Source organism: Bacteroides sp. B1-V-101, from assembly GCF_023656585.1.
GTDB classification, from domain to species: Bacteria; Bacteroidota; Bacteroidia; order Bacteroidales; family Bacteroidaceae; genus Bacteroides; species Bacteroides thetaiotaomicron.
In genome coordinates, this window is record NZ_JAMOKH010000001.1 from 1 (window position 1) to 17,759 (window position 17,759).

11 protein-coding genes are annotated in these 17,759 nt (G+C 44.4%); 6 read left to right on the forward strand and 5 right to left on the reverse strand.

All coding sequences use genetic code 11. The features are described 5' to 3' along the window. Positions 1 to 334 precede the first annotated feature (334 nt). Complete coding sequence (locus NBH01_RS00005; RefSeq protein WP_011107959.1) at positions 335 to 1,792, reverse strand: glycoside hydrolase family 10-like protein; 1,458 nt, start codon at positions 1,790 to 1,792, stop codon at positions 335 to 337. Between the two features lie 185 nt (positions 1,793 to 1,977). Here NBH01_RS00005 and NBH01_RS00010 point away from each other — a divergent pair, with 185 nt between their 5' ends. The 4 genes from NBH01_RS00010 to NBH01_RS00025 all read left to right on the forward strand — a co-directional run bounded on the left by NBH01_RS00010 (position 1,978) and on the right by NBH01_RS00025 (position 5,880). Further along, positions 1,978 to 3,501, forward strand: a complete 1,524-nt coding sequence (locus NBH01_RS00010) for a GDSL-type esterase/lipase family protein (RefSeq protein ID WP_195591800.1) — start codon at positions 1,978 to 1,980, stop codon at positions 3,499 to 3,501. Between the two features lie 231 nt (positions 3,502 to 3,732). Continuing rightward, positions 3,733 to 5,163, forward strand: a complete 1,431-nt coding sequence (locus NBH01_RS00015; RefSeq protein WP_008767795.1) for a carbon starvation CstA family protein — start codon at positions 3,733 to 3,735, stop codon at positions 5,161 to 5,163. Next, positions 5,160 to 5,390: a hypothetical protein gene (locus NBH01_RS00020; RefSeq protein ID WP_008763306.1), complete on the forward strand. Its 231-nt coding sequence runs from the start codon at positions 5,160 to 5,162 to the stop codon at positions 5,388 to 5,390. The genes NBH01_RS00015 and NBH01_RS00020 overlap by 4 nt, the downstream gene beginning before the upstream one ends. 4 nt (positions 5,391 to 5,394) lie before the next feature. Further along, the gene (locus NBH01_RS00025) at positions 5,395 to 5,880 is read left to right on the forward strand and encodes an outer membrane beta-barrel protein (RefSeq protein ID WP_008763307.1); all 486 of its coding nucleotides are present in this window, start codon (positions 5,395 to 5,397) and stop codon (positions 5,878 to 5,880) included. 86 nt (positions 5,881 to 5,966) lie between these two features. On the opposite strand, the gene uvrA is transcribed toward NBH01_RS00025, so the two are convergent. Continuing rightward, entirely contained in the window at positions 5,967 to 8,738 is a 2,772-nt protein-coding gene (gene uvrA / locus NBH01_RS00030) for an excinuclease ABC subunit UvrA (RefSeq protein ID WP_211479067.1), read from the reverse strand. 196 nt (positions 8,739 to 8,934) lie between these two features. On the opposite strand from uvrA, the gene NBH01_RS00035 reads away from it, so the two are divergent. Next, complete coding sequence (locus NBH01_RS00035) at positions 8,935 to 10,854, forward strand: sensor histidine kinase (RefSeq protein ID WP_250699924.1); 1,920 nt, start codon at positions 8,935 to 8,937, stop codon at positions 10,852 to 10,854. A 64-nt stretch (positions 10,855 to 10,918) separates the two neighbouring features. After that, positions 10,919 to 12,427 (forward strand): glycoside hydrolase family 10-like protein, encoded by a 1,509-nt coding sequence (locus tag NBH01_RS00040; protein WP_008763310.1) that lies wholly within the window; start codon positions 10,919 to 10,921, stop codon positions 12,425 to 12,427. A 106-nt stretch (positions 12,428 to 12,533) separates the two neighbouring features. On the opposite strand, the gene NBH01_RS00045 is transcribed toward NBH01_RS00040, so the two are convergent. From NBH01_RS00045 to NBH01_RS00055, 3 genes are read right to left on the reverse strand one after another with little or no spacing between them, the layout of a single operon-like run. Next, positions 12,534 to 13,082 carry a chromate transporter gene (locus NBH01_RS00045; protein WP_008763311.1) on the reverse strand — a complete coding sequence of 183 codons (549 nt, stop codon included), beginning with the start codon at positions 13,080 to 13,082 and terminating at the stop codon, positions 12,534 to 12,536. 31 nt (positions 13,083 to 13,113) lie between these two features. After that, the gene (locus tag NBH01_RS00050) at positions 13,114 to 13,671 is read right to left on the reverse strand and encodes a chromate transporter (RefSeq protein WP_008763312.1); all 558 of its coding nucleotides are present in this window, start codon (positions 13,669 to 13,671) and stop codon (positions 13,114 to 13,116) included. Then, a complete protein-coding gene (locus NBH01_RS00055; RefSeq protein ID WP_250699925.1) occupies positions 13,668 to 17,708 on the reverse strand; it encodes a hybrid sensor histidine kinase/response regulator transcription factor in 4,041 nt (1,346 codons plus the stop codon). The genes NBH01_RS00050 and NBH01_RS00055 overlap by 4 nt, the downstream gene beginning before the upstream one ends. Positions 17,709 to 17,759 lie beyond the last annotated feature (51 nt).

A 17,759-nucleotide genomic window follows, 5' to 3' on the forward strand; every position in this document is an offset into this window, starting at 1 on the left:
AGTAAACCGGAGGCAGGAATAATAAATAATAAAGTAAACAGCTGCCAGGGTTAGTAATATTTCTAGTCAACACATAGCAGCTATTAGAGATAAACAAGTCAACCATTATTAGGGAAGTACATTAAGTCAATCAAATCAACAGTAGTTTCAGATAGTTTCGAGCGTTTGGAACTAAAGTTTCAAGCGTATGAAACTCTAGTTTCTCACCGATGAAACTACAGTTTCACACCGATGAAACTCTGGTTTCAAGCAATGGAAACTCTTTGAAGATACTGCTAAATTGGAATTGGTGAACATCGGAAAAGTCATATTGTGGTAATACTGTCTGAAATGCCTACTTATCTCCATTTATGGGTGCACTCTCATTCCCGCAACGGTCGATAGCCGTTACTGCAAAATACTTCTTGGCATTCCAAGGCTGGATGGGTGCATAAATGTAACTTGTTTCACGAATACTTTGTGCGACAATATTTTCCGCTTTCTTTGTATCTACCGGATATTCATTGGAAGCATAAATCACGTACATCGGTTTATTCCGTTGGTCATTATCCGTCGCTGGTTGCCAGTTCAATTCGGTATATCCGTTGTCGATGGACGTAACTTTGAGTGCTGAGGGGGCAGACGGCGGAACGTTATCCAACCATGTCATCGGGGGCTGTAATGCCGGATAGGCATAGAAGTTCTCAATCAGTTCGTCATAAATTCCCTGAGTATTGTCCATCAGATACTTGACACGGTAATGCCCTTCTCCTGCCATTTTCTGATTACGGATGAAATTAATCTGACGATCCACTTCGTCGCGTGTCCACTTCCCTTCGTCGGGATGGAGGAAATAGATGCCCAGCCCCGGAATAACCTGTCGTCCGTTGCTCTGTTCCTGCCAGTCGAGCGCGAAAGGATAGAAACTGTTTCCCTGAAAATACATCATGGGATATATCTGATCCTGAATACCTTCTCCGAGCCATCCTTGCGGGTCTTGATAAACGGTATAGAACGCATTCCAACCACGGGAAGAATAGCGGGAAGTATCTCTGTATTTTCCTACAGGGCAAGTACTTACCTTTACCCACGGCTTCATTGCTTTCACACCTTTATATATGTACCGGACGATTTCGGAAATGTTATCCCGTCGCCATTGATCCAAAGTACGTCCTTTGCTGTAACGGCGGAAATCGTATTTGTCGGGGAATAGAGGAGCATTCTCCGGATAGCGCAGGTAGTCGAAATGCACTCCGTCTATATCATAGCGCTCCACCACTTCACGAACGAGTCTCATGAGATACTCTTTCGTAGCAGGATGCCCCGGATTAAGGAAATATTCATTTTTATAAGGCACGCATATATCTTTCACTCGCTTGGTGACAGATTGTTTGCCGAGAGAAGCGACGTGCTTTTTGTTGCCTAGCGGAATAGTCACCATCCACGCATGACATTCCATCCCCCGCTTGTGGCATTCCCCAATCGCAAAAGCCAACGGATCATATCCCGGATTTCCTCCGACTTTTCCGGTCAGGATAGAATTGAACGGTTCGATGGAAGAAGGATACAGCACATCTCCGCGTGTACGGGTCTGAAACAGGACAGTATTGAAGTTGGCAGCTTTCAGTTTATCAAGGATATCCACCAATTCTTCCTTTTGCTTGCGGATGCCCTGAGGAGTCGTGGCCCGTGTACGGGGCCAGTCCAGACCATATACAGCCGTAATCCATGCTGCACGAACTTCGTGCTTGGGTTGCGCCTTAGCCGGAAGGATAAGAAACAAAAGTGAAAGAATGAAAATAGTTCGGTGCATATTATTCCCTTTTAGATGCTAAATCTCTGCAAAGCTAGCAAAAATGTCCGTAAATTGATTATTCCTTTTTTATTTAATGCTATTTGACAGAAAATTACTGATTCTCTTTTAGTGGTATCTGCATTCTTAGCCGTCTTTTAATAAGGTACGAAATATAAAATATTAATATAACAAGATAATAAACAATGAAAAAGCTACTATCTGTGTCGCTCTGTCTTTTGTTTGCGGCGAGTCTGACTGCCCAGACGGGAAAGATTAGAGTTGCTACTGTTGGAAACAGTATCACCGGGGGAACGAATGATTATGGTTATTACGCGATGCCTCTGGCTGAAATGCTCGGTGATGATTATGAAGTTACCAAATTTGGTAAAGGCTCTTCCGGGGTATTTATAAAATTAAGAGAAGATGCGACTACTCCCGAAAATCCTAATGAATATCAATTCGCTTACATTAATTCTGAGCAATGCGCAGCGGCACTTGAGTATAAACCTAATATTGTCATTATTAAGTTTGGTGCAAATGATGCCAACAAGAAGAATTTCGAAAAATATGGTAAAGAGACTTTTAAAGCAGACTATAAGAAGTTGATCGCTAAATTCCAGGCTCTTTCGACTAAACCGGATATTTATATTTGTACGCCTCCGCCGATGTATTATGGCGATGGGGGATTTCTTGGTTCATTTGATGACAATGTAGCAAAGAATTATATTCAGCCTGCCGTAAGAGAGATTGCGGAGGAACTTAATCTGGTCTGTGTAGATCTGTATAATCCCTTGAAGGGACATCCGGAATTTATGCCGGGTGGCAACGATTGGGTGCATCCCGACCATAGAGGGCATTATATTATAGCGAAGGAAGTGTATAAGGCGATAACGGGTGAATTCGTTATGAACCCCGGTGGGATAACAGTGGCTGCTTCGGATATTTCTCTTTCGGGTTCGAAGGCGAAGATGAAGAATGGTGCTATTGAAAAAGCGAAGAACGGTACGAGATTGTCATTCGATGTACATTTTGGCTCATTGCCTACGTATGAGAAAGTAGAGGTTGACGTGCAATTGAATAAAAAGAAATCGGGATACTTGGATTTCTATCTGGATACTGAAACAATTCCTTTTGCCTCGGTTGATGTTTCGGGTGCCGACTCTAAGAATTTCACTACACAATCTGCTCTTTTCGACCGTCGGATAAAAGGCAAACATAAAGTGACTGTACAATGGAGAGGACAGGATGCCAAACTGAAATCAGTAACTATCAAGGAAAAATATATGCCTTATGTAACCGATAAGGTATCTCAGGTCTATTTGGTAAACAAGGCAACCGGTATGGTACTGGATTGTAATCCGGATTCGAAAGTGATTTCTGCCGCAAAATATGATTCGGAAAAGAAGTCCCAGTTGTTTTGTATCGAGAATTTGACGTATCATATCCTCCGTGTCAGAAATATAGCGACCAACCTTCATGTAATGAATAATGGAGATAAAGTGATTGTGGGTAAGCCGGGTGATGACTGGCGAGTGCATGATCCTAAATATGCATTGTTCCTGACACCTACGGATGATGAAGGCTATTATTCATTGGGGCTGTCTCCTGAAGCAAGAATTGGTTTGTCTTCTGCCAACAGCACAGAGGTGGTAGGCAATAGAAGCGGCCAAATTGAAGACTTGGATAAATGGAAAATCGTGACAGCTGATGAAATGAAGAAGCAGTAATTCAGACCTTGGTGTATATATTGGATTATCTATATTAGCATTGAAAAGAAAGGAGGTTGTATCTGAACCTTTGCCGGAAGAACAAGAAACAAAAGTGAAAGAATGAAAATAGTTCGGTGCATATTCTTTATTTTTTGTTTTAAATCCCTGCAAAGTTAGCAAAAGTGTCGGTATTGTTGGGCTGTTTCGTGAGATTATGTTACATTTGCGACAGTTAAAAAACAACACGCCATGATTACATTTACCCTGTGCCTGCTGGCGTTGATAGCAGGCTATTTCACGTATGGACGCCTGATGGAGCGCGTCTTTGGTCCGGACGACCGTAAAACACCGGCTCTTACCAAAGCCGACGGAGTAGACTATATTCCGTTGCCTACTTGGAAAATATTCATGATTCAATTCCTTAATATCGCCGGACTGGGTCCGATATTCGGTGCGATTATGGGAGCGAAGTTCGGTACTTCTTCTTATTTATGGATTGTATTGGGAAGTATTTTTGCAGGCGCTGTTCATGATTACTTTGCCGGAATGCTTTCTTTACGTCATGGGGGAGAGAGTCTTCCCGAAATCATAGGCCGTTATCTGGGACTGACTACCAAACAGATAATGCGTGGATTTACTGTTCTTCTGATGATTCTCGTCGGTTCCGTCTTCGTAGCCGGACCTGCCGGACTATTGGCCAAGCTGACTCCGGAAAGTCTGGACGCTACTTTTTGGATTGTCGTGGTCTTCCTATATTATATTCTGGCTACCCTGCTTCCGGTCGATAAGATCATCGGTAAAATATATCCGTTGTTTGCAGTAGCCTTGCTGTTTATGGCAGTCGGTATCCTGGTAATGCTTTATGTCAATCACCCTGTTTTGCCCGAACTATGGGACGGCTTGCAGAATACCAATCCGGATGCCAGTGAACTGCCGATCTTCCCGATTATGTTTGTGAGTATCGCCTGTGGTGCCATATCCGGTTTCCATGCCACGCAGAGTCCTTTAATGGCCCGCTGCATGACTTCAGAACGTCATGGACGTCCGGTTTTCTATGGTGCAATGATTACCGAAGGCATCGTTGCTTTGATATGGGCGGCAGCCGCTACTTATTTCTTCCATGAAAATGGAATGGAAGAAAGTAATGCTTCCGTGATAGTAGACGCTATCACTAAAGACTGGCTGGGAGCTATCGGTGGAGTGCTCGCCATTCTTGGAGTAATTGCGGCTCCCATTACTTCGGGAGATACCGCTTTCCGTTCCGCCCGTCTGATTGTGGCGGACTTTCTGGGACTGGAACAAAAAAGTATGCGCCGTCGTTTATACATTTGTATTCCGATGTTCGCAGTAGCTATCGGTCTGCTTCTTTATAGCTTGCGTGACGCGGACGGATTTAACATGATCTGGCGTTACTTTGCCTGGGCCAACCAGACATTGGCGGTGTTCACCCTCTGGGCTATCACAGTCTACCTTGTGGTAGCCAAAAAGCCTTATTGGATTACGCTGATCCCCGCCTTATTTATGACGAGTGTTTGTTCTACTTATATATGTATTGCTCCCGAAGGGCTGGGACTCTCGCATATAGTTTCCTACTGCATCGGTATAGGATGCGTAGTGGTAGCTATTGCCTGGTTCTTTATCTGGCTGGGAAAACAAAAAACTAGAAAACTATCAGAATGAAGAAAATAAAAAAATCGACAGGAGTTGCTATCGCATTCCTTATTTATGTATCAGTAACGGCAGCCTATTTGTTACCTCGCAACACGGAAGTCGGCCAGACGGAGAAGATTCTTACGGTGGTAGGTTCTTACGTCATCGTACTCTTGCTTTGGCTCGTGCTCCGGAAGAAGGAACAAATGCGTGAACGCCGTAAAAAAGACGAACAATCTATTCACTTAAAAAAGTAAATTTATGAAGAAATTAGCTTTAGCTATTTGTCTGCTGGTGGTATCAATAGCTGCCCAGGCACAATTTGAGAAAGGAAAAATGATTCTTAATCCTTCTGTAACGGGATTGGATTTTTCGTATAGTAAAAACGATAAGGCGAAGTTTGGTATTGGTGCGCAAGCCGGTACATTCCTTGCCGACGGTATCGCATTGATGGTTAATGTCGGTGCTGATTGGTCAAAACCCGTAGACGAATACACATTAGGGACAGGAATGCGTTTCTACTTTAATTCCACCGGTGTTTATCTGGGCGGAGGTCTCGACTGGAACCGCTTCCGTTGGAGCGGAGGACATCACCAGACTGACTGGGGGCTAGGCATCGAAGCCGGATACGCTTACTTCCTTTCCCGCACCGTAACCATCGAACCCGCCGTATATTACAAATGGCGCTTCAACGATAGCGACATGTCACGTTTCGGCGTTAAGGTCGGATTCGGATTCTACTTTTAACAATGGATAATGGATAATTGAAAATGGATAATGAGCTGCGCTGTTTACTGCATAGCCATTATCCATTTTCAATTATCCATTATTCATTAAGCAAGCTTTTCTTTCAGAAACTGCCCCGTATAGCTTGCTCCGCAAGTGGCTACTTCTTCCGGGGTACCTACCGCTACGATATTTCCGCCTTTGTCTCCGCCTTCCGGTCCGAGGTCGATTACATAATCGGCACATTTGATAACGTCCATATTATGTTCGATGATGACAATGCTGTGTCCCCGTCGGATGAGTGCGTCGAAGGCATCCAACAGCTTGCGGATGTCGTGGAAGTGCAGTCCGGTGGTTGGTTCGTCAAAAATAAACAGGGTCGGGTCGGCTTTCTCCTGACTCAGGTAGAATGCCAGCTTCACACGTTGGTTTTCGCCACCGGATAGGGTAGAAGAGGACTGGCCTAATTTGATATATCCCAGTCCGACATCCTGTAGTGGAAGCAGTCTTTTTACAATTTTCTTCTGACCATGTTCGGTGAAGAATTCGACGGCTTGGTTTACTGTCATTTCCAGTACATCATAGATGTTCTTATCCTGGAATTTCACTTCCAGTGTATCTGCTTTAAAACGTTTACCGTGACAGGATTCGCATTCCAGCACCAAGTCTGCCATAAACTGCATTTCTACGGTGATGGTTCCTTCGCCTTTACATTCCTCGCATCGTCCGCCTTCGCTGTTAAAACTGAAATGTCCGGCTGTGTATCCCATTTGTTTTGCCAGAGGCTGTTCCGCCCATAGCTTCCGGATTTCATCATAAGCCTTGATGTAAGTCACCGGATTGGAACGGGACGATTTGCCTATTGGGTTTTGATCGACAAATTCGATATTTCTCAAGTCACGTAGGCTTCCACCGATAGAAGAGAACTCTCCCGGGCGGTCGCTGCATTCATCCAGTTCGCGCTTTAGTGCCCGATAGAAGATATCCCGCACTAACGTACTCTTACCGGAACCGGAAACACCCGTGACTACTGTCATCACATTGAGAGGGAACTTTACATTCACTCCTTTCAGATTGTTTTCGCGGGCACCTGTCAGTTCGATATAATTGTTCCACGGCCGACGATGTTCGGGAACGGGAATCTCCTCTTCTCCCAACAGATAACGTACCGTATGACTATTGCTGCCTTTTTTCAGGTCTTTCATATCGCCCTGATAAACGACTTCTCCTCCCAGGCGGCCGGCATTTGGACCGATATCAATGATGTAATCGGCGGCACGGATTATTTCTTCATCGTGCTCTACCACTACCACCGTATTGCCGAGTTCCTGCAATTGACGCAATACGCGGATCAGACGGTCGGTGTCACGGCTGTGCAAACCGATACTCGGCTCATCCAGAATATAGAGACTGCCGACGAGGCTGCTTCCTAATGACGTTGCCAGGTTGATACGCTGGCTTTCTCCACCCGACAGCGAGTTGCTGAGCCGGTTTAAAGTCAGATATCCCAATCCTACATCTATCAGAAAGCGGATGCGGCTGTTGATTTCAATCAGAATTCTGCGGGCTACATTGCTATCGTGTTCGTTGAGGTTCAGATGGTCGAAGAACTCTTTTAGTTCCGTGATGGGTAAATCTACCAGTTCGGAAATGCTCTTTCCGTCTACCCGCACATATCCTGCCTCCGGTTTCAAACGTGTACCGTGACATTTCGGACAGATTGTTTTTCCCCGGTAGCGTGCCAGCATTACCCTGTACTGTATCTTATATTGATTCTCTTCCAGCATCTTGAAGAAATCGTTGATGCCATGGAAGTATTGGTTTCCTTCCCAGAGTGTGCGACGTTGCTCGTCTGTCAGCTCATAGTAAGGAGTGAAAATCGGGAAATCGAACTTATCCGCATTATGAATCAGTTCATCTTTCCATTCTCCCATCTTCTCGCCACGCCAGCAGACGATGGCCCCTTCATACACGGATAGCGAGCGGTTGGGCACTACCAGATGCTCGTCAATGCCGATCACCTTGCCGAAGCCCTCGCATACGGGGCAGGCACCGATAGGAGAGTTGAACGAGAACATCTGATCGTTCGGCTCCTCAAAAGTGATGCCGTCCGCTTCGAATTTCGTACTGAAATTATATAGCCTGGTGGTGCCGTCCGGCAGATAAAAACGTAGCATACACGTACCGTCCCCTTCATACATGGCAGTTTCGGCAGAGTCCGTCAGTCGGCTGATGGCATCTTTCGTGTTTGCCACTGCCATACGGTCTACCAGCAGATAAACTTCGTCGCCTGCCACTGGCTTGTATTCATCGATACGCTTCATTTCACCGTTCACTTCTACCCGGTTGAAGCCTTGTTTCAGGTCTATCTCCAGTTGTTGCTGCAGGGTACGGTCTTCGCGCAGGCGGATAGGGGTCAATACGGTATATCTGGTCCCCTCCGGATGCGAAAGCATACAGTTGACGATATCCTCCGTCGAATGCTTCTTGACTTCTTCTCCGCTGACGGGGCTATATGTCCGTCCCACCCGCGCATAAAGCAAGCGCAGATATTCATAAATCTCGGTGGAAGTTCCTACGGTAGATCTCGGATTGCGGCTGTTCACTTTCTGTTCGATGGCGATTGCCGGTGGGATTCCTTTAATAAAATCACATTCGGGTTTGCTCATTCGTCCCAGAAACTGGCGTGCGTAGCTGCTAAGGCTCTCGACATAACGACGTTGTCCTTCTGCATAGAGAGTATCAAAAGCGAGCGACGATTTCCCCGAACCGGATAGTCCGGTGATCACGACAAGTTTGTTGCGTGGAATATCTACATCGATGTTTTTCAGGTTGTTAACCCGCGCTCCTTTGATCGAAATATGTTTGTTTTCTGACATAAAATACTCCTTTTTTATGATAGTCGGCAAAGTTAGCGATTTTATTGATAGAAGAAAGGTTTTTGGTCGGGTTAAGATATGTTATAATTGGTAATAAAAAGAAATTGCTTCGGGATAATTGGCGTATCTTGGTCCGGAATTTAAACAAACATTTCAAAATAATAACAAATTGATTTGAATCGTGAAAAACATCCGGATGGTTATTAGCTTATTCATTCTGTGTTTTGCATCTACTTTAGCCTTTAGTAGCACAAACAAAGAAAAACAGTTGGAAGCCCTTTTCGACAGTGTCTCAAATAAAATAGGTCAGAAAGATTTTATACCTTTCTATCAGGAATATATGCGATTGGCAAGGCAGCAGAATGATACTGCTAAAATCGACGATGCTTATTCTCAGATTGCTTCCCATTATTACCGGTTGAGAAATACGGATAGCCTGAAAGTGGTTGCATATGAATATATGGACTGGTGTCTGAAGCGTGGTAATATCAATAATCGCTATACGCAGTGGCGCCAGTATATTCAGTTGCTTACCGAGAAAGGTTTGCAGGATGAGGCCATGCGTGAGACTGGACTTCTTCAGAAGGATGCGGATGCGGCCAAAAGTGCTTTCGGAATGGCTTGCAGCGAGATGTGTATCGGATATAATCATCGGGTGTTCAGCAACAACGTCAAGCTCTGTCTTGAATACTATTCTTCCGCACTGAAAAAATTTAGCGATGCGGGTTTTTATGAAGATGCCTATGTGGTGTCACTGAATATCATCCAGACTTATCTGGCTAGAGGGGAGTATGCCAATGCGATGGAATACTTGAACCGTATGCCGGGACTGATTGAGAAAATGAAGCGTAAGGATATCCCTGTCCGACCGGAGCTTACCATGCGTTATTATCAGTTTCAAGTGATTGCTATGCTGGCATTGAAAGGGAAGAAGGAGGCGCAGCCGTTTATTGCAGAAGCGGATAAGTTTTATCACGAAAATATGAATGCTTTTCCCCGTGAAGGATGGTTGGGATATAAAATTCTTTGTGCGCGGACGTTGAATGACAATCAGATGGCACTCAACTATCTGGACTCATTGATGGATTATCATCATTCGGTGGGGAGCTGTTATCCTGCCAATCACCTGTTGAAAGCACAGTTTATGGAGCAGATGGGACGCTTTGAAGATGCCTGCGAGGTTTATAAATCTTATGCACATATTAATGATTCCATTCGTTCGGCAGAACTGGACGAGCAATTAAGCAAATATACCGTGCAGTTCGAAGTGGATAAGTTGGAGCACGATAAGCTGGAATTGCGGGCGGAGGTCAACCGCAATCTCTTTATAACTTCCGTGATTGTCGGATGCCTGGTGTTGATATTGTTGATTGTTATCACGTTTTACTATATGCGTTCTTTGTCGTTGAACCGGAAACTGGATGCGGCAAATAAGGCAGTCATCAAGGCTAGCCACATGAAAAGCTCTTTTATCCAGCATATTACACATGAAATCCGTACTCCGCTCAATTCGATTATCGGTTTTTCATCCTTGATGGCTGCCGGTGGGCTGACACAGGAAGAGATGGAAGAATATGCCCGTCAGATGGAGAGCAGCAACGCATATCTGCTTGATTTGGTAAATAATGTGATTGATATAGCCGACATGGACTCTCAGACGGATGATATACCGAAGAAGCCAGTGAGTGTAGATGCGTGTTGTCAGGAATGTTTGGGATTGATTCGTCAGAATCTGAAAGAAGGAATCAAGTTGCAATATATGCCTTCTTCCACTCCGGTCGATGTGTGTACGGTTGAAATTTGGATGAAGCGTGTGCTGCTCGGTTTGCTGAACAATGCCAATAAATTCACGGAATCCGGCTTTATACGTCTCAGTTATGCAGAAGACAAACCGAATCGTCTGGTACGTTTTATTATCGAAGATTCCGGTCCCGGAATCGATGAAAACTACCGGGACTCCATTTTCGAACGGTTCGCGAAGATCGATGCCTTCACTCAGGGCACCGGACTAGGATTGTCTATTATCCGTCAGATCATGGAATTAGTGGATGGAAATGTCTATCTGGACACTAGCTACGCGGGTGGTGCAAGATTTGTTGTCGAATGGCCTCAATAATAGTTGGAGATAGTATCTGCATCTATTATCTTTGCACCACATTATTTTATGACTCAAGAACATTATGAATCTGAAAAACTATCTTTTCTTATTAGTTCTGCTTCTGGCGGCAGGAGTAAGAGCGCAGGCGCCGTCGGGCAATGCATATCCTAAACGTGAGTTTCGTGCTGCATGGATACAGGCTGTCAACGGACAGTTCCGTGGCATACCGACAGAGAAGCTGAAACAGACACTGGTTGGTCAGCTGAACTCTCTTCAGGGAGCGGGTATTAATGCGATCATCTTTCAAGTGCGTCCCGAAGCGGATGCATTGTATGCTTCACAACACGAACCGTGGAGTCGTTTCCTGACAGGAACACAAGGGCAAATGCCTTCTCCGATGTGGGATCCGATGCAATTCATGATCGAAGAATGCCATAAACGGAATATGGAATTCCATGCATGGATCAATCCCTACCGTGTGAAGACTTCATTGAAGAATCAATTGGCACCGACACATATTTATCATGAACATCCGGAATGGTTTGTCACTTATGGCGATCAGATCTATTTTGATCCGGCACTTCCCGAAAGCCGTGAGCATATCTGCAAGATTGTTTCCGATATTGTATCCCGTTACGATGTAGATGCTATCCACATGGACGATTATTTCTATCCTTATCCGATCAAGGGAGTCGATTTCCCGGACAATGCGAGCTTTGCCCGTTACGGAGGCGGTTTCAGCAATAAGGCGGACTGGCGTCGTGGCAACGTGAATATCCTGATCAAGAAACTTCATGAAACAATACGGGGCATCAAGCCGTGGGTGAAGTTCGGAATCAGCCCGTTCGGTATTTACCGCAATCAGAAAACAGATCCGTTGGGCAGCAACACAAATGGTTTGCAGAACTATGATGATCTTTATGCCGACGTATTGCTTTGGGCACGTGAAGGATGGATTGATTATAACATTCCTCAGATTTATTGGGAGATAGGACACAAGGCAGCCGATTACGAAACACTGGTTGACTGGTGGGCGAAGCATTCGGAAAACCGTCCGTTGTTTATCGGTCAGGCAGTCATGAATACCATTCAGCATGCCGATCCGAAGAATCCTTCTATCAACCAGCTTCCACGAAAGATGGCTTTGCAGCGTTCTTATCAGACTATCGGCGGAAGTTGCCAATGGTATGCGGCAGCCGTAGTCGAGAACGCTGGAAAATATCGGGATGCCTTGGTACAGGAGTATCATAAATATCCGGCTTTGATTCCGGTATTCGACTTTATGGATGATAAAGCTCCGGGTAAAGTACGCAAGATGAAAAAGGTATGGACAGAAGATGGCTATATACTTTTCTGGACTGCTCCGAAAGCGGAGACTGAAATGGACAAAGCCATTCAGTACGTAGTATACCGTTTCGGTTCCAAAGAAAAGGTGAATCTTGATGATCCGTCACATATCGTAGCTATCACCCGAAATCCGTTCTACAAACTGCCGTATGAAACGGGTAAGACCAAATACCGCTATGTGGTGACGGCTTTAGACCGTATTCATAATGAGTCAAAATCGGTAAGTAAGAAGGTCAAGCTGTAAGGACTGCATGTTCACCTACCACCTCCCCCTGCGGGTACTCCTCCTTCTCGAAGGAGGAGATTTTAAGATACTACTGACTTTTTAGTTAGCCTCTTATTACTTTATTTTAATAAAGCAGTAGTCCTGCAATCCCGCAGGCGATAATCATTAATATCGGATTTGCCTTGTATTTTCTGGTGCCGATAAAGGCTATCAGGAAGATAATGATGCTGATGACAAATGTGTAGGTGTCTTCTGTAGGTGAGCCGAAGTTTTCCACATTCATCAATACCAGTGCGGCGGAAGCTAATAATCCGACAACTGCCGGACGCAATCCTGCAAAAATAGATTCCACTACCGGATGTTTCTGATATTTCAGAAAGAATTTGCTGATTGTCAGCATCAGTATGAAAGAGGGGAAAACAACAGCGAATGTGGCAACAATCGATCCCCATACACTTCCTGTGGACGTAAAACCGACATAAGTAGCCGCATTGATACCGATAGGCCCCGGAGTCATCTGACTGATGGCAACAATGTCTGTGAATTCTTGCGAAGTCACCCACCCATAACGGGTTACTACTTCACCTTGTATCATCGAAAGCATGGCGTAACCTCCGCCAAAACCGAAAAGTCCGATTTTAAAGAACGTATAAAATAACTGAAGATAAATCATCTCTTTTTAATTTAGAATTATGAATCTTGAATCATAGCCTTGGGTGTTCACTCTCCACTTTTTTAAATTTTCCCCATAGGAAACCTCCTACACCGGCAGCAATGATAATCCATATCGGGGAGAAGCCCAATAGCCAGATCAATAATGCCGATACGACGGGGATCCATAAGTTGTACCGGTTGATTTTGGCCGACCGTCCCATGGTGAAAGTCGGTGCGGCGATCAATGCCACCACGGCGGGTCGTATTCCTTTAAATATGCGTTCCACAATCGGATTGTCCTTGAAAGAATGGAAAAAGAGCGCGATGGCCAGAATGATAATAAATGAGGGGAGTATAGTCCCCAGTGCTGTGACAATACTTCCCCGAATGCCACGCAGCTTATATCCTATAAAGATAGAGATATTCACTGCCAGAATACCCGGAGCGGACTGAGAGATAGCCAGCAGGTCGATAAAGTCTTCCTGTGCGATCCATTTTCGTTTGGTTACGATTTCATTCTCAATAAGTGGAACCATTGCATAGCCTCCGCCAATGGTGAAAGCGCCTATTTTAAAAAAGATTCCAAATGATTCGAGGTAAATGTTCATTCTTCTTTTTCTCCTCCTTCCTTATCGGACTTGTTTTCTTTTCCAGCCTTGCCCTCCTTGTGGGGCTTGCCTTCTTTTCCATATTGGCTGGGGCTTACGTTGAAGTGCTTCTTGAATACTTCACGGAAGTACTTCGCATCACTAAATCCTGTCATTTCTGCTATTTCTGTTATACTGTGTGTACCTTCTTTCAGCAACTTCACCGAACGTTTCAGGCGGATCAGGCGGATGTAATCGCCCGGAGCCTGATCGGTCAATGCCCTGAGTTTGTTGTAGAAGCTGGTACGGCTCATTCCCATCAGATTGCAAAGCACATCTACTGTAAGAGCCGGATTGTCTATATTATCTTCTATATTCTTCCGTACATTGGCGATAAACTTCCAGTCGATATCCTGCGAGCAGTTGATGCATTCGTCTTCATGATCATCCTCATCGTCCATATCCAGACTCCCGTATTTGCTTCGCAAAAGGGCGCGGTTGATCAACAGATTGGAGACGGTAGCTTTTAATATTCCAATATTAAATGGCTTGACAATATACTCGTCAGCACCAATCTGAAGGCCGGACAATATGTCTTTTTCATTATTAAGAGCTGTTAGCAGGATAACAGGAATATGCGACGTCTCGATATTATTTTTGATGGCGTCACACAATTCATCCCCTCTCATTTCCGGCATCATAATGTCCGAGATAACCAGTTCCGGTTTGTATTCCGGAATGATGGTCAGTGCTTCTTTGCCGTTGCAGCAGTTCTGTACCGTATATTCTTCTGCCAGTGTCTGTGACAGATAGTTGCGCAGTTCATCATTATCTTCTACGATTAGGATTCGCTGATGATTCGGATTCTGTTCCTTATGCACATTCTCATAGATGCTGGCAGGCACATTGGTTGTACTTGTTATCTCTTGCCGGCGTTTGCTTGGTGTGGCAAGGTGTGCTTTATGGAAGCGTTTGCTGTCTTTTGGGAAAGATATCTTAATCACCGATCCCTGATTCTCCACGCTCGACAGGTTGATTTTGCCCTTGTGTAACCGGACAAGTTTCCATACCAGCATCAAACCGATACCGCTTCCCGTCACTTTCGAATTGATGGCATTGCTGCCACGGAAATGAAGCTTGAACAGTTTCTTTTGCTCGCTGGCTGGAATACCGATTCCGGTATCCTTCACTTCCACGCTCCACGAATCATTGTTCTCTGATACGAAAATCTGCACATTACCATTTTCCGGCGTGTATTTTAATGCGTTCGATATTATATTCTTCAGAATAGATTCCATCTTTTCCTTGTCAAACCATACATTCATATACCGGAAATTGCTTTCGTACGTAAAGTTGATATGCTTGATATTGGCATAAGGCTGAAATGCATTGAATATTTCTGTCATGAACGTGTTTAGCTCATGCTCCGAAATGTATAATTCCGAAGAATAAACATCTGCTCTCTCAAAGTTGATAAGATTCGTTGTCAGACGCAACAAGGCATTTACATTGCGTATGGCAGTGTTCATGTTGGCTATGCCTTCCTTGCTCAGAGCTTCTTTTTCGCGCAAATCTTCCAGAGGAGCTTTAATCAATGTCAACGGGGTGCGTATATCGTGTGCCGTATTGATGAAGAAGTGTATTTTTTCATCGGAAACCTTCCGCTGTTTTTTCAGAATAAGAACCCGCAGGATGATAACAGCAATGAGGGAAATCAGGATTGCATACAATATCATTGCCCAGGGAGTGAGCCAGAAAGGCTGGGCAATGATAATATCAATGCTTCTTTCTTCAAGCATCACCCGTTGGTCTTCGTTGGAGATGGCACGCACACGCAATACATATTTTCCCGGAGCGAGGTTGGTATAACGGATTGTACTTTCATTGCCGGGTTTGCTCCACTCTTCGTAAAATTCTTCCAGCTTCCATGAATAAAGAACATTGGAAGGATAATCATAGTTGATGGAAGAAACCATCAGTGAAAAGATATTCTGATTATATTTTAGTCTTAATTCTTTGGTTTCGTTGATATCTTTTTCCAGTGGTGAATTCTTGTCTCCCGGATATACCGTCTGATAAAACAGCTTGAAATCACTGAAGATCATCTTGGAAGAGTACGTCCTGGGGAGCTTCATGTCTTTATTGAACTCTATGGCACCGTCCGAGCTACCGAAGATAAAATTGTTATTTCTGCGCAGGGTACCGGACAACGCATTGAAGTGCGTAGTCATCAGTCCCATTTCCTTTGTCCAGTTGTAGAAGGTTTTTTGTTTGGGATAGAAGCTGGTGAGTCCGTTCTCCGTACTTAATAGAATTTCATTGTCTTCATCCGATAATATCGTGTAGATATTGTTGGATATCATGGCACAGTTTCCTGTATAATAATGGGTAAACAACTTTGTCTGGGGATCATAAATCAGTACTCCCGATCCGCTGGTACCTATATACAGTGAGCCTTGTTTGGTCTGATACAGGGAGTAGACATAGGTAGATTCTACCGGCAGTTGGATGCGTTCATATTTCCCGGATTCTATATCCAGAAGAAACAGGCCTGTTGCCGTACCTATCCACATACTTTTGTCATCCTTTTCGATGATGGCGGTAACGGAATGCAGTCCGTGGTAGAGCCGTATGTCTTTGGTTTGTACGTTGATTCGCTTCAGGTTATAATATCCTCCGCTCCATACATAACCGCGTGAGTCTTTGCGTATGTCACGTATGTATTTATCCGGACGTATACTTTCATGAGCATACGAAGCGGGTGTAAAATAAGTTGTTTTCGACGTGCGTTTATCTATCTGATAAAGTCCCGAGAAATATCCGCCTGCCCAAATAATGCCGGGAGATACTTCACATAAGGTTGTAAATATATGGTTTTTGCTGTTCTGTACATTCTCAAAGGTGCTCAGAAACGAGCGCCATTTTCCGGTTTTTGAGTCCTGCAGGCTAATTCCGTTGTTGGTGCCATACCATAAGTCTCCCTCGCTGTCTTCTATGATAGAGTTCACCTGGTCGTTAATCAGCGACTGCTTATTACCGACAGAATGTTTGATCCATTTATAACTCGGATAACGATTGTTCTGAATGGTAATTCCTATCGGATAGTTTGCCATCCATATCCGTTCTTCGTCGTCTATGTAGATGTCGTTAATGCTGTTGCCGTTCATGCCATTGTAGCTGTTGTAGTCTGCTACGATAAAAGGTGCGGTCTGGTACGTATCGACATTCATCTTATAGATACCTCCGCCATCGGTAGCAATCAGCAGTTCTTTGGCATTCAGTGGTTTGATGCGTGATATACTTACGTCTTTCAGGCTGACTTCCGGTTGTGTGATGGTTTTTGTGTTCATGTCGTAAACCATGACGCCCCGTTCGAAGGCACCGATGAACAGTTTGCGGATTTTGGGGTCGAAGTGTAAATCGTTAACTTGAATATTGACGTTGTCTAGCTTGTCGCAGGGGAGAAGTTGCAGTGTGTTGTTTTTCAGTTGGGCATGATGAATACCCATCTCCGTCCCGATAAAATAGTGGGATTCGTCGATTTGTTCGATGTCGTTTATAGCTTCGCTGAGGCAGTTTTTAACATGAGTAACCTCTTCCGTCCGGGTGTTGTAAAGGAAGATCGTTTCTTCGTTGCACAGCCAGATATGATTGTTATGATCGATCCAGCTGAAAGTAATGGGAGCCGGTAAATCCTTAAAGTCTTCTATCGGCAACTTGTAGACGAGTTCGAAAGTGTCATGAATACGGTTATACCGGAAAATCTTGCCTTTCTTACCGATTTCCCATAGCGTTCCTTCCGGATCGATATATAACCAATTCAGATTTAACAGCGAGTTGAGTTCTTTGTCGCCGTCCATTAATTTATACCGTTTAAACTCTTTGCCGTTGTACCGGTCGATTCCCTCGTGCGTAAGGAACCACATATATCCAACATTGTCTTTTTGAATGTAGTACACTCTCCGGTTGCTTAACCCGTCTTCCACTCCTAGATACTGATAGGTCTGGGCGACACAGGTCAGAGGAAACAATAATAATAAAAAAAGCCATTTTTTCATACAAATAGGACTTTTATGGGTTATTGAATCTTTAGTGAGGGGGAAAGTTTG

Coding starts and splice junctions, on each gene's coding strand:
- NBH01_RS00005 (WP_011107959.1), bottom strand. CDS start 1,792: ATGCACCGAACTATTTTCATTCTTTCACTTTTGTTTCTTATCCTTCCG.
- NBH01_RS00010 (WP_195591800.1), top strand. CDS start 1,978: ATGAAAAAGCTACTATCTGTGTCGCTCTGTCTTTTGTTTGCGGCGAGT.
- NBH01_RS00015 (WP_008767795.1), top strand. CDS start 3,733: ATGATTACATTTACCCTGTGCCTGCTGGCGTTGATAGCAGGCTATTTC.
- NBH01_RS00020 (WP_008763306.1), top strand. CDS start 5,160: ATGAAGAAAATAAAAAAATCGACAGGAGTTGCTATCGCATTCCTTATT.
- NBH01_RS00025 (WP_008763307.1), top strand. CDS start 5,395: ATGAAGAAATTAGCTTTAGCTATTTGTCTGCTGGTGGTATCAATAGCT.
- uvrA (WP_211479067.1), bottom strand. CDS start 8,738: ATGTCAGAAAACAAACATATTTCGATCAAAGGAGCGCGGGTTAACAAC.
- NBH01_RS00035 (WP_250699924.1), top strand. CDS start 8,935: ATGGTTATTAGCTTATTCATTCTGTGTTTTGCATCTACTTTAGCCTTT.
- NBH01_RS00040 (WP_008763310.1), top strand. CDS start 10,919: ATGAATCTGAAAAACTATCTTTTCTTATTAGTTCTGCTTCTGGCGGCA.
- NBH01_RS00045 (WP_008763311.1), bottom strand. CDS start 13,082: ATGATTTATCTTCAGTTATTTTATACGTTCTTTAAAATCGGACTTTTC.
- NBH01_RS00050 (WP_008763312.1), bottom strand. CDS start 13,671: ATGAACATTTACCTCGAATCATTTGGAATCTTTTTTAAAATAGGCGCT.
- NBH01_RS00055 (WP_250699925.1), bottom strand. CDS start 17,708: ATGAAAAAATGGCTTTTTTTATTATTATTGTTTCCTCTGACCTGTGTC.